Annotated in this window: 6 protein-coding genes and 1 pseudogene; 3 read left to right on the forward strand and 4 right to left on the reverse strand. The window is 67.2% G+C overall.

The genetic code is table 11. The features are described 5' to 3' along the window. Positions 1 to 3,222: pseudogene (locus AC1DSO_RS18245) on the reverse strand (hypothetical protein); the annotation flags it as partial. Between the two features lie 161 nt (positions 3,223 to 3,383). After that, positions 3,384 to 5,051, reverse strand: coding sequence for an energy-dependent translational throttle protein EttA (ettA, locus tag AC1DSO_RS18250; RefSeq protein ID WP_477070178.1), 1,668 nt, complete (start codon positions 5,049 to 5,051; stop codon positions 3,384 to 3,386). Between the two features lie 230 nt (positions 5,052 to 5,281). Here ettA and AC1DSO_RS18255 point away from each other — a divergent pair, with 230 nt between their 5' ends. Together AC1DSO_RS18255 and AC1DSO_RS18260 are read left to right on the forward strand one after the other, a co-directional pair. Next, the gene (locus tag AC1DSO_RS18255; protein ID WP_477070179.1) at positions 5,282 to 7,588 is read left to right on the forward strand and encodes a TonB-dependent receptor; all 2,307 of its coding nucleotides are present in this window, start codon (positions 5,282 to 5,284) and stop codon (positions 7,586 to 7,588) included. A gap of 202 nt (positions 7,589 to 7,790) precedes the next feature. Beyond that, the gene (locus tag AC1DSO_RS18260; RefSeq protein ID WP_477070180.1) at positions 7,791 to 8,321 is read left to right on the forward strand and encodes a hypothetical protein; all 531 of its coding nucleotides are present in this window, start codon (positions 7,791 to 7,793) and stop codon (positions 8,319 to 8,321) included. 12 nt (positions 8,322 to 8,333) lie between these two features. Here the strand turns inward: AC1DSO_RS18260 and AC1DSO_RS18265 are convergent, their stop codons facing one another. Further along, positions 8,334 to 9,431: a PepSY-associated TM helix domain-containing protein gene (locus AC1DSO_RS18265; RefSeq protein ID WP_477070181.1), complete on the reverse strand. Its 1,098-nt coding sequence runs from the start codon at positions 9,429 to 9,431 to the stop codon at positions 8,334 to 8,336. Further along, complete coding sequence (locus tag AC1DSO_RS18270) at positions 9,431 to 11,608, reverse strand: TonB-dependent receptor (protein WP_477070182.1); 2,178 nt, start codon at positions 11,606 to 11,608, stop codon at positions 9,431 to 9,433. Before AC1DSO_RS18270 ends, AC1DSO_RS18265 begins: the two co-directional genes overlap by 1 nt. A gap of 356 nt (positions 11,609 to 11,964) precedes the next feature. Between AC1DSO_RS18270 and AC1DSO_RS18275 the strand changes: the two genes are divergently transcribed. Continuing rightward, positions 11,965 to 13,203 carry an SGNH/GDSL hydrolase family protein gene (locus AC1DSO_RS18275; protein ID WP_477070183.1) on the forward strand — a complete coding sequence of 413 codons (1,239 nt, stop codon included), beginning with the start codon at positions 11,965 to 11,967 and terminating at the stop codon, positions 13,201 to 13,203. The last annotated feature ends 11 nt before the right edge of the window (positions 13,204 to 13,214 follow it).

Consider the following 13,214-nt stretch of genomic DNA (forward strand, 5'->3'; position numbering starts at 1 on the left):
CGTCTTATAGGCCTCGCGCGTGGCGTCGAAGAGGCTCAGCGATCCGTACTTGGCCGCGAACGCGTCCTTGCCCTCGCCCAGCTTGCCCAGATTGACCGCGAAGTTGATGTAGCGGTTTTCCAGGTTGAAGCTCTGGTAGTAGGCGCTGTTGAGGTTGTTGGCGTTCGGCCCGGTCGGCGAGACGAGGTAGTCGATCCCGCCCAGGCTGGGGATCTTGCCCGTGAAGAACTCGTAGGCCATCGCCGCCACCGAGGTCGTGGCGTCGGCGGCCTTGACGATTTCGGCGATCGCGCCCGCCGTCGACAGGCTGACGCCGATCTTGCCGGACAGGTCGGCCCCGAGGGCGAACTGGGCCTCTCCATCGACCGGCGCTCGCAGAATGGCGGTGAACGCCGTCGCGACCGTCGTCGGCAGGCTGTAGGACAGGATCACGGACTTGTCCGAGAACCGCAGGCTTTCCACGTTGCGGACCGTGTCGGCGCCATCCGCGCCGTTGGCCCGCAGATCCTTGACCGTCCAGGCGCCGTCGGCCGCCTTCGTCCAGCTATAGTCCGTCGACGCGCCGCCGTAGGCCGCGACGTCCACGCCGTCGCCGCCGTCGATCACGTCATCGCCGCCGTTGCCGGTCAGGACGTCCGCGCCACCGCCGCCGCTCAGGGTGTCTCCGACAGCGCCGCCGATCAGCCGGTTGGCGTTGGCGTCGCCGAGCAGGACCGAGCCATGGTCGCCGGCCTTGACGTTGTCGATGCTTATCAGGATCAGCTGTCCCATGCCGACGTCCTGGGAGGTCGTCAGGCTCAGGTCCACGCGCGTGGCGCCCGCGGCCGCGCTCAGGTCCAGCAGGTCGTCGTCGTTGAAACCGCCGCTCCAGCTGGAATAGCCATATAGCGTCAGCGCCGCGCTGAGCGGGCCGGTGATCACGAAGGTGTCCCCGCCATACTCTCCACTGACCGAGGTCAGACTGACCTTCTCGCCCGCCCGAACGTCAGAGATGTAGATGATGTCCGCGCCGGCGCCGGCGGCCACATAGCCGTCGCCCAGCTCGGCATAGATGACGTCGTCATAGGAACCGCCGTTGAAGCGGTCCTTGCCGGCGTCGCCGTACATCACGGCCTTGCCGCTCTGGTACGAGTTGTTCAGGCTGTCGTCGCCGTCGCCGCCGTGCATCGTCGTGGCGGCGCTGGTGGCGCTGCTGGACAGGTAATCGTCGCCCGCGTCGCCCCACAGTTCGCCGTTGCCGAAGATGCTGTCGTCGCCGTCGCCGCCGTGCAGTTGGTTGCGCAGGCTGGGGCCGCCCGAGATCTGGTCGGCGCCGCCCTCGCCGTAGACGATGTTGACCGTGTTGACGTCGTCGGCGTCGCCGGTGAGCGAGCCGCTGGCGTCGATCCTGTCGGCGCCGGCGCCGCCGTAGATAGTATCCGAACCGGCGCCGCCATAGATCTCGTCGTTCCCGACGCCCCCTTGAATCTGATCGTCGCCGCGGTTGCCGTAGAGATAGTCGTTACCGTCGTCGCCCCAGATCTGGTCAGCGCCCTCGTTGCCGTAGAGATGGTCATCGCCGTCGGCGCCATGCAGTTGGTCGTCGCCGCCCAGGCCGTAATAGGTGTCGGGCGCCGTTGTGCCGCTCAGGGTGTCGTTCGCGCTCGAGCCGCCAAGCTTGGCGGTGATGCCGTTGGGGGTGTCCAGACTCGAGACGGCGAAGGCCGCCAGGTCGAAACTTCCGACACCCTGCAGCTTCAGCACGAAATCCCAACCAGACAGCGTGCCCGACCGGTCAAGATCGACGATCAGATAGATGTCGCCGCCGTTTGCCCAGGCCCAGGCCTCGATGATGCCTGGGCCATAGGAATCGGTTGAAAAGGCGCTGCCGGCCTGCAGGGCGAAGCCGCCGCTGACCGGGCCACGGAAGACGGTGATTGAATTATTCGTCGATGAGATCGCGAGCGCCAGCCGATCACCCTCCGATGCTTTGAAATCGGTGATGGTTGGATACGAAGGGACGGCCGGATTGGGGTAGGAGCCATTGACCGACATGGTCGCCGAGAACTCGTCCGCCCCAGCTCCGCCCGTGACGGTTTTCACGTTGTTGATCAAGAGCTTGTCAGCCCCGTCGCCGCCCGACTGGGAGATCCCGCCTTCCAGCCGGTCGGCCCCTGCGCCGCCGATCAGGATGTCGGCCGCGCCGCCGCTCAGGATGTCGGCGCCATCGCCGCCGTCGAGCGTCGCCGAACCGGCGCCGGAGACGCCGGACAGCGAATCGTCGCCGGTGTCGCCATAGAGATAGTCGACATCGCTCTGACCGCCCGCGGCGCTCGCGCCCTCGGTGGCGTCGAGCTTGTCGGCCCCGTCGCCGCCGTGGATGGTGTCGCTGCCCGCGCCACCGTTCAACACGTCATCGCCGTCGCCGCCGTCGATCGTGTCGTCGCCGTCGCCGCCATAGATCGTGTCGGCGCCGCCCAAGCCGTGGATCGTATCGGCGCCGCCGTAGGCGAAGTAGATGTCGCCGTCGGACGTTCCCGTCCAGGTGTCGGCGCCCGTCGTGCCGGCGAAGGCCAAAAAGTTCCCGGAAGACCCGTTGAGGAACGAGTCCCGCGTGATGTTCGGCGCGCCATCTACCGCCAGGACGAAATCCCATTGGTCTAGGTACTGATTGGCATTTCCGTCGATGACTACGTAGGTGACGCCGCCATACTTCACCGTCCACACGCCGGTGGTCAGGTACGACAGGCTATTGGGCAGGGCCGTGCCCCAGATCGGGACGCCCCCCGGCGACGATATCTCGCCGAGAAACACCATGTATTTGTATCCGCCGTTCCTCCCGCCGCGAACGCCGAGGTCGATCAGGTCGCCCTCGGCCGCGCTGAAGTCGCGGATGTGATCCGTGCTGGCCAGACTGCTGCTCGGCCCCCCGGAATAAATGTCCAAGAAGAAGGTATCCGCCCCGGCGCCGCCGATCAGGACATCCGCCCCGACCTTCAACTCGTTGGTGGACATCAGCACGTCGTCGCCCGCCCCCCCATCAAGGACGTCGGCGCCGTCACCGCCACTGAGCCTATCGTAGCCGGCGTCGCCGTAGAGACGATCGTCGCCGTCATAGGCCCGTACGTAGTCGTTGCCGCCACCACCATGGATGACGTCGTTTCCACCGTTCCCGTAAATGTCGTCGTCGTTTTCGGTCCCGACGATGTTGTCGTTTCCGTTGGTCCCGCTGATTGTCGTCATGGCCGCCCCCAAGCGCCCGACGCGGCAGTCCACGAACGCACGCTACCCAAGATTGATCCTTCTGCCGCAAAGCGAAACCGCTCGTCAACCTCGCTTCCGCGCATGCGAAAAAGGGCGACGCTTTCGCGCCGCCCCTTGCTGTTCGACCTTGAAGTCGCCGCTTATCGCGCGAACTTCTGGAACTTGATCCGCTTGGGAATGAGGCTGTCGGCGCCCAGGCGGCGCTTCTTGTCTTCCTCGTACATTTCGAAGTTGCCTTCGAACCATTCGACGTGGCTGTCGCCCTCGAAGGCCAGGATGTGGGTCGCCAGGCGGTCCAGGAACCAGCGATCGTGGCTGATGACCACGGCGCAGCCGGCGAACTCTTCCAGCGCCTCTTCCAGGGCCTGCAAGGTTTCGATGTCCAGGTCGTTGGTCGGTTCGTCGAGCAGCAGCAGGTTGCCGCCGGTGGCCAGGGTCTTGGCCAGGTGGACGCGGTTGCGCTCACCGCCCGACAACAGGCCGACCTTCTTCTGCTGGTCGCCGCCCTTGAAGTTGAAGCTGCCGACATAGGCGCGGCTGTTGATCTCGCGCTTGCCGACGATCATCACGTCGGTGCCGCCGCTGATCTCTTCCCAGATGGTCTTGTTCGGGTCGAGGGCGTCGCGCGACTGGTCGACGAACGAGAGCTTGACCGTCTCGCCGACCTTGACCGTGCCCTGGTCGGGCTGCTCGCGGCCGGTGATCAGCTTGAACAACGTCGACTTGCCGGCGCCGTTCGGGCCGATGACGCCGACGATGCCGTTCGGCGGCAGGCGGAACGACAGGTCCTTGAACAGCACCTTGTCGCCGTATTCCTTCTCCAGGCCGTTGACCTCGAGCACCAGGCTGCCCAGGCGCGGGCCGGGCGGGATCTGGATGTGGGCGTGGGTCTGGGCGGCGCGGGCGTTCTCCTGCGCGGCGACCATCTCGTCGTACGACGCCAGGCGGGCCTTCGACTTGGACTGACGGGCCTTGGGCGAACTGCGGACCCATTCCAGTTCGCGGGTCAGGGCGCGCTGGCGGGATTCGGACTCCGACTGCTCCTGGACGACGCGCTTCTGCTTCTGCTCCAGCCAGCCCGAATAGTTGCCCTCGTAGGGCACGCCCTTGCCGCGGTCGAGTTCCAGGGTCCACTTGGTGACCTGATCCAGGAAGTAGCGGTCGTGGGTCACCAGGATGACGCAGCCCGGGAAGTCTTCCAGGTGGTGCTGCAGCCAGGCCACCGACTCGGCGTCCAGGTGGTTGGTCGGTTCGTCCAGCAGCAGCATGTCCGGCTTGCTGAGCAGCAGGCGGGCCAGGGCGATGCGGCGCTTCTCACCGCCCGACAGGTCGGCGATGCTGGCGTCGTTGGGCGGGCAGCGCAGGGCGTTAATCGCCATCTCGACCTTGGAGTCGATGTCCCACAGGTCGCGGGCGTCGATGATCTCCTGGAGCTTGGTCATCTCCTCCATCAGCTCGTCGGTGTATTCCTCACCGAGCTGGGCCGCGAGCGCGTTGTACTTGTCGAAGACCTGCTTGTCTTCGCAGTCGGCGATGACGTTGCCCCAGACGTCCAGCGTCGGGTCCAGCACCGGCTCCTGCGGGAGATAGCCGCGCTTGATGCCGTCGGCGGCCTTGGCCTCGCCGGAGAATTCCTTGTCCAGGCCGGCCATGACCTTCAGCAGCGTCGATTTACCCGAGCCGTTGACGCCGACCACGCCGATCTTGGCGTCGGAATAGAACGACAGCCAGATGTTCTCGAAGACCTTCTTGCCGCCGGGATAGGCCTTGGTCAGGCCCTGCATCTGGAAAATATATTGCTGGGCCATGAGGGCTCGCGTGCTCGCTGGACGAGGGTTTCGGGGATTGGGCGCTGAAATAGCGGTCGTGGGCGGTTTGCGCAATCGTGGCGGCGCGCGCGACGGCGATCCGTCGTCATCGAGTCGTCGCGCGAGTGTCGGACAGTCGACACGGAACCGTCGCCGCGCCGTCGTCGGCCGCTGTTAGCCGAGCATCCCAGGTCGACGCCTCCCCGCGTCGGCATGGGGAATCAAGAAACATGAAGAACCACCTGATGCTGGGCGCCGCAGCGGGCGCGCTCCTGATCGTCATCGCCGGCCAGGCCATGGCCGCCGACGCCGCCCCGGCTCCGGCTCCCGCCGCCGCTCCGACTGACTCCGCCGAGGTCGACGCCGTCGTCATCATCGGCCAGGGCCAGAGCCGCCAGGTCCAGACGGTCAAGGACGACGCCATCGGCCTGGAAGCCGCCGGCACCAGCGCCCTGAAGGCGATCGACAAGCTGCCGGGCGTCACCTTCCAGTCGGCCGACGCGTTCGGCGCCTACGAGTGGTCGACCCGCATCTCGATCCGCGGCTTCAACCAGAACCAGCTGGGCTTCACCCTGGACGGCGTGCCGCTGGGCGACATGAGCTACGGCAATYACAACGGCCTGCATATCAGCCGCGCCGTCGCCAGCGAGAACATCGGCCGCGTCGAGCTGGCCCAGGGCGCGGGCGCCCTCGGCACGGCCTCGACCTCGAACCTGGGCGGCACGCTGCAATTCTTCTCGCGCGATCCGCAACAGACGATGGGCGGCGAGATCGACGTCACCGGCGGCTCGGACAATATGCACCGCGTGTTCGGCCGCTTCGAAACCGGCGCCATCGAACAGCTGGGCGGCCTGCGCGGCTACATCTCGATCGCCGACCAGAAGACCGACAAATGGAAGGGCGGCGGCGACCAGAAGCAGCGCCAGTACGACGCCAAGGTCGTGATGCCGCTGGGCGAGCGCGGCGACCTGACCGGCTTCTACCACCGCTCGGAACGCCGCGAGCAGGACTACCAAGACCTGTCGTTCGAGATGATCAAGCGCCTGGGCCGCGACTGGGACAACACCCAGCCGAACTGGGGCCTGGCCGTGGCCGCCGCCCGCGCCTATCAGACCGGGACCGCCCTGCCCGCCCCGTTCGCGACCGTGGACGACGCCTACTACGCCGGGGCCGGCGTGCGCGACGACGACCTCTACGGCGCGGCGCTGAAGCTGGACGTCACCGAGCACGTGACGTTCAACGCCACCGCCTACCAGCACAAGAACAAGGGCCAGGGCCTGTGGTACACGCCGTACCTGGCCAGCCCGGGCTTCGGCACGGCCGGCTCGACGGCCGCCCCGCTGTCGATCCGCACCACCGAGTACGACATCGACCGCGGCGGCCTGATCGCCGACCTGGCGGTCGCGCTGGGTTCGCACCGCTTCAGCGGCGGCTTCTGGCACGAGATCAACCACTTCAACCAGGCCCGCCGCTTCTACGCCGAGACCGCCGCGGCCCCGTCGCGCGACCCGCTGGACTTCCAGGAGAACCCGTTCTTCACCCAGTGGCAGTACGCGTTCGAGACCAAGACCACGACCGGCCACCTCGAAGACGAGTGGACGATCAGCGACGCCTTCAAGGTCAATTTCGGCTTCAAGGCCATCAAGGTCACCAACAGCGTCAAGACCGTGGTCGGCAACCCGCTGGCCGGCCAGATCGAGAGCAAGGACAACTTCCTGCCGCAGGCCGGCTTCGTCTGGAAGCTCAGCCCCGACGTCGAAGCGTTCGGCGGCTATACCGAGAACCTGGGCGCCTTCGTCTCGGCGGGCACCGCCGGTCCGTTCGGCTCGCAGAGCCAGGCCGTGGTCGACTACGTCGCCAAGACGCTGAAGCCGGAAAGCTCCAAGACCTTCGAACTGGGCGCGCGCTATCGCAACGAGCGCTTCCAGGGCGTGGCCGCGGTCTATCACGTGGCCTTCGACAACCGCCTGCTCGCCGCCAACACCGCCGCCCCGATCCTGGGCCTGCCGGCCGTGCTGTCGAACGTCGGCTCGGTCGAGACCAAGGGCGTGGAACTGGCCGGGACCTACCGCCTGACCGACGCCTGGAGCCTGTACGGCGCCTACACCTACAACGACTCCAAGTACGAGGACGACGTGGTCGACGGCGCGGGCAAGGTCACGGTCCGCACCAAGGGCAAGACCGTCGTCAACACGCCCAAGAACATCTTCAAGGGCGAGCTGTCGTTCGAGCAGGCCGGCTTCTTCGGCAAGCTGGGCGTGGCCTATACCGACAAGCGCTACTACACTTACGAGAACGTCGGCGGCCAGGCGCCCTCGACCACGATCGCGGACCTGACCCTGGGCTATCGCTTCGGCGACGAGGGCTGGGGCAAGGGCCTGCAGATCCAGGCCAACGTCACCAACCTGACCGACAAGGACTACATCTCCACCATCGGCTCGGGCGGCTTCGTCAACAGCGACGCCAGCGGCACGGCCCAGACGGTGCTGACGGCGCCGCCGCGCCAGTTCTACGTGTCGGTGAAGAAGACGTTCTAGGATCCGGAAGGGTCAGAACGGCGAAGGCCGGGAGGGCAGCCTCCCGGCTTTTTTCATTGCGCGGAGCCGGGTGTGGCCGCGGCGGTTCCGCACCGAATGACCCGGCCGCGGCAACGCGCTACAGCTAGACGTCTTCGCGCCAGCGGGCGGCGCAATCCCGCTCGCCGGCTTCCGCCGTCTTCCAATTCAGAAGTATGTGGCCATGCGTAACGGAACCATCCGCCTGGCGATCGCGATCGCCCTGTTCAGCCTTCCAGGCGTTTCTGGAGCGGAACCGGCGCCGATCGTGTCTTGGGGCAAGCCCGGCGTCGCGTTTGACGACTACCGGCAAGACTCGATTATGTGTGGAAAGCGCGGCGCCGCGACCTCGATGAAGGGCCGGAGCGAGTTCAATGCGGTGATGCTGGGGCTGAGCCGTCAAGACACCGATATCGATATTGGCAGGTCCTTGCCGCCATCCCTGTCTCGGGAAGAGCCGACGCAGAAACTGGCCCGCGACTATGCGCTGAATGGCGCGAAAAGCCGGCCGGAACCCAGGGTGAAATCCCTGCAGGCCTTTCTCGAAGAAAACGTGAGGACGTGTCTGTCCGAGAAGGGCTACGTCAGGTTCGCCCTCACCCCTGATCAAGCGGCCGCGCTGGCGAAACACAAAAAGGGGTCGGACGAGCGCTTTAGATTTCTTCACGCCTTGGCCAGCAGCGAAACGGTCCTTCGCCAACAGCGCCATGATTAGCGACTGGCAAGCCTAGGTCGTGACGGCCGTCTTCACCTTCGGCCTCCGCCGCGTCTTCACGCCCGTCGGATTGCCCCAGAAAGTCATCACCGTCAGCGTGCCGAGCAATCCCAGGGTGAAGCCCGAGACCGTCATCACCAGGCGATAGGCCAGGCCGCCGACCTTGGCCGCGTGCAGCGGATAGTCGGCGTTGGCGATGCGTGAGCCCAACGGCAGGGCCAGGGCGTCGCGGCTGGCGACCATCGCGCCGGTCGCCGGGTCGAACCAGGCCATGGTCCGGCCGTTGGGCAGCCACTCCGGGCGCTGACGCAGGCGGATCTGGATCAGGCCGCCGGGCTTGGCCGGCAGGCCGATGGTCCGCACCTCGGCGCCCGGATAGCGGGCCTGGGCCGCGCCGATCACCCTTGTCCAGTCGAGGTTCTTGGCCAGCTTGCCGCCCTTGATCTTGGGCGGGGCCGAGGCCTTCTCCATCGCCGCCGGCGGCGAGAACGGCGCGCGCAGGGCTTGCGAGAACCACTTCAGGTTCATCGCCGCCCCCGTGGTCAGCGACAGGATCAACAGCGGCGCGATCAGCACGCCCAGGTCGCGATGATGGTGGACGATCGCCGCCCGCTTCAGCATCCGCGGCCACAGACGGAGGTGGAACATCCGCCGGGTCGGCCACCACAGGATCAGGCCGGTGACCACGAAGCCCAGCCCCGTCAGGGCCGCGATCCCGCCAACAATCTGGCCCGTGTCGCCGTTGAACAGGTGGTGGTGCAGGTCGAACAGCCAGGCCTCGGGCCGCGCCCAGTTCGAGGTCCAGCTCTGGACGATGGTTCCGTCCTGGTCGGCATAGGCCGCGTGCTCGCCCTTGTAGGCCAGCTTGTTCAGGCCCAGGCGCTGGGTCGCCAGCACGATCGAGCGCGGCCGGTCATGGGCGGCGAAGACCTTGGTCGCCATCGCCGCCAGGGTCGCAGTGTCCTGCCGCTGGACGTCGGCGGCGTGGGGCACGGTGGCGCGCAGGAAGGCGTCCTCGTGCACCAGCAGCGCGCCGGTCAAGCCCATGATCGCCAGCAGCAGGCCGATCAGGCCGCCGGTCCAGCGGTGCAGCAGGCGTAGCGTCTTCATCAGAAGCGGGTTTCCCAGCCCAGCGTCGCGGTGCGGCCGCGGCCGGCGTAGATCTTGTCCTTGGCCGGCAAGGTGGTGTCCGAATAGTAGGTCAGGAACTGCTTGTCGAAGAGGTTCTGGACGCCCAGCGACAGCGCGCCGACCGGCAGCTCGTAGCGCACGAACGCGTCGGCGACCGTGTAGCCCTCGAAGTCGTCCTTCACGAGCGCGGTCTGCATGTTGCGCGAGATGTACTTCTGCACCTGCAGGCGCAGGGCCCATTTGCCGGTCTGGTAGTCGGCCGCCAGGTTCAGGCGGTCGGGCGAGATGTTGGCGCCGTCCAGATTGGTGTCGACCTTGCCGTCCTTGTTGGTGTCGGTCTTGCCGCGCAGGCGGGCGTAGCCGGCCGAGACGTCCAGCCCCGGGACCGGGGTCCTGGCCTTCACATTGACTTCCAGCCCCTCGATGGCGATCGGCTGGCGCTGGACGTCGAAGACATTGCCGGCGTTCTTGACCAACAGTTGGCCCAGCTTCGACGACGACCAGAAATAGGCGACGCTGGCGTCGATCGGTCCGCGCTTCAGCTCGGCCCCCAGTTCGCGGTTGTTCGAAACGATCGGCTCGACGGCCAGATAGGTGTCGACGTCCTTCCCCGCCTCATTGATGGCCCGCAGGATGCGGCCCACGTCAGGCACGGTGTAGCCTTCGGCGTAGCTGCCGTAGAGGCGTACACCCTTGGCCGGCTCGAGCACGACGCCGCCATTGAGCAGGGTCGCCTTGAAGTCGGGATCGCCGCCGCCGACCTTGCGCGAACCATAGAAGGCCAGGGTCGTGAAATCGTCGACCTTCAGCTGGACGTTCTCGAAGCGCACGCCGCCGGCCAGGCGCAGCTTGCCGTCGAACAGGGCGTAGTTGCCCTGCACGAACGGGGCGGCGCTCTGGAACTTGGTCGGCGGCACCCAGGCGCGGCCGGTGGCGGTCAGCAGCTGCTCTGTGCGGTCGGTCAGGGCGTCGAGGCCGGCGGTGGCGGTCAGGCCCTCGATCCCTGGAACGGCGCGCTCATAGCTGACCCGCGCACCCAGCTTGCGCGAGCGGTTCGACGACTGGTCGAACAGCGTGCCCGCCGGCGCGATGCTGGCGTCCTGGAACGTGGCGTTGACGTCGCCGCCGAACGTATCGCGCGAGCGGTTGAAGAACAGCTGGGCGATCAGGTTGCCGCCGAAGAGGTCGTTGTTGGTCAGCGAGGCCGAGACCGTCTCGACCCGGCCCGCCGCCGACGTGCCCGGCTGGACGCCGCGATAGGCGGTGGTCGGCAGGCGGAGGGCGCGGTTGCCGTCGGTCCGCGCGGCGGCCGTGCCGGTGACCGTCACATAGTCGCCGTCGCCCTTCAGCTCGAACCGGTTGGCGACCACGTCGAGGCGCGTGCTGTCGTTCAGCTGCCAGCCGAAGCGGCCGAAGATCGACAGGGTCTTGCTGTCCTGGACGTCGCCCTGGGTGTTGTCCATGCCGATGCGGCGGCCGTCGGCGTCGTAGAAGGCGCCGCGCGCGTCGTAGGCGACGCCGGCGGTGGCGTCGAACGCCCCGCCGCGCCAGCCGACCAGGCCGGCGACCTTGCCGCCGACCGCGTCGCCCAGGTCATGGGCCAGGGTCGACTGGACCAGCACCTTGCCCGAGACGCCATCTTCCTTGGGCGGGCCGACCGTCACCTGATTGACCACGCCGCCGGTCGCGCCGATGCCCTGCAGGGCGTTGGAGCCGTAGATCAGCTCGACACGGTCGATGAAGAACGGATCGATCGTGTAGCCGTCGCGCGAGCCGTCGCGGATCGGGGTCGACTGCGGGATGCCGTTGATCGCGTACAGCGGCGAGCGACCGCGCAGGGTCTCCCCCGCTCCCGATAGCTTCTGGCGCGTGGGCGAGAACGACGGCGACAGGGTCGAGACCGCGTCAACGATCGAGCCGCTGACGGCCACCTGCTGGGTCAGGCTCCGGTTGTCGACCACGTCGACGGTCAGCGGCAGAGCGCTGGCCGGCAGGATGGTGCGGGCGGCGGTGACCACCACCTGGTCCACGTCGGTGTCGGCTTTGCTCTGGGCCTGGGCGGCGCTCGCGCAGGCCAGGGCCAGCAGGCTGAGACCGGAGAGCGCCGCGAGACGTCGGCGCGCGCCGACTGTTTGGCCAAGGATGGGGAACGGCATGGTCACGAAATCCAGAAACGCGGAGTTCGCGGCGTATAGCTGCCATTGCGAGTGATTAGCAATCACAAAGGCCCCGTAAGGGTGACGCTCCCCCGCGAGGCGGCCTTCGGCCAAAAGAAAAGCCCGGCCAAAAGACCGGGCTTGAAAGTTTATAGGGAGGAAACGCCCAGGAAGGGCAGAGGCGCTCGGCGCCTCACGGAACCCTGGTAGCGCTAACACGGGTGTGGATGCAAGCGATTCCTTACATCCGCGGCGACCTGACGCACGATTGTCCTGTCCAAGGCTTTACGACACGGCGAAGAGGTCATACCAATGTTACCGCTACCGCCAACAAGGCGGAGCGGGGAGAAACGTTCATGAAGCTGCTGTCGCGTCCGACCCTGGCCGCCCTGGGGCTGGCGCTCGCCCTGGCCCTGCCCGCCCACGCCGGCACGGCCTCCAAGCCGCTGAAGTGGGTCGGCGCCTGGGCCAGCGCCCAGATGGCGCCCGACGCCAAGAACAGCCTCGCCCCGGAGGATTATCCGAACGCCACCCTGCGCCAGGTGGTCCGCCTCAGCCTGGGTGGCGACAAGATCCGCGTCCGGCTGTCCAACGCCTTCGGGACCCAGCCGCTGACGATCAAGGCCGCCCACGTGGCGGTGTCGGCGGCGCTGAACAGCGCCCGCATCGATCCGGCCACCGACCGCGCCCTCACCTTCTCGGGCCGCAGCCAGGTGACCATCCCCGCCGGCGCCGACTACTGGTCCGATCCCGTGTCCTTGAAGGTCGCGCCGCTGACCTCACTGGCCGTCAGCCTGCACTATGCCGCCGCGCCCAGCGTCCAGACTGGCCACCCGGGCTCGCGCGCCACCTCCTACATGCTGGCCGGCGACCACACGGCCGATGCCGACCTGCCGGGGGCTAAAACCATCGACCGCTGGTTCCAGATTTCCAGCATCGACGTGGTGTCGGAGAAAAAGGCGTCCGCCCTCGTCGCGCTCGGCGACAGCATCACCGACGGCTACGGCGTCCAGCCCAACACCAACCTGCGCTGGACCGACGCCCTGATGACGCGGCTGAAGGGCAAGAATATCGGCGTGCTGAACCTGGGCATCGGCGGCAACCGCGTGCTGCTGGACGGCCTGGGCCCCAACGCCGTGGCGCGGTTCGAACGCGATGTTCTCTCACAGGCGGGCGTCACCCACGTGATCCTGCTGGAGGGCGTCAACGACCTGGGGACCCTGACCCGCGAGGCCCCCGCCGCGCCCGAGGCCCACAAGGCCCTGGTCGAGCAAGTGACCGCCGGCTACCGCCAGATGATCGACCGCGCCCACGCTCGCGGGATCAAGATCATCGGCGCGACCATCCTGCCCTATTCCGGCTCGGCCTATTACCACCCCGGTCCCGAGAGCGAGGCCGACCGCCAGGCGATCAACGCCTTCATCCGCGCGCCAGGGAATTTCGACGGGGTGATCGACTGGGACAAGGCCTTGCGCGATCCGGCCAAGCCGACCCACCTGCTGCCGGCCTACGACAATGACGGCCTGCATCCCAACCTGGCGGGCTACAAGGCCATGGCGGACGCCGTGCCGTTGAGCCTGTTCGAGGCTCATTAGAATTCCGACCT

The organism is Caulobacter sp. P4_E5 (assembly GCF_056401555.1).

Bases quoted from the DNA above. Each gene is read 5' to 3' on its own strand.
- ettA (WP_477070178.1), bottom strand. From the start codon at position 5,051: ATGGCCCAGCAATATATTTTCCAGATGCAGGGCCTGACCAAGGCCTAT.
- AC1DSO_RS18265 (WP_477070181.1), bottom strand. From the start codon at position 9,431: ATGAAGACGCTACGCCTGCTGCACCGCTGGACCGGCGGCCTGATCGGC.
- AC1DSO_RS18260 (WP_477070180.1), top strand. From the start codon at position 7,791: ATGCGTAACGGAACCATCCGCCTGGCGATCGCGATCGCCCTGTTCAGC.
- AC1DSO_RS18275 (WP_477070183.1), top strand. From the start codon at position 11,965: ATGAAGCTGCTGTCGCGTCCGACCCTGGCCGCCCTGGGGCTGGCGCTC.
- AC1DSO_RS18270 (WP_477070182.1), bottom strand. From the start codon at position 11,608: ATGCCGTTCCCCATCCTTGGCCAAACAGTCGGCGCGCGCCGACGTCTC.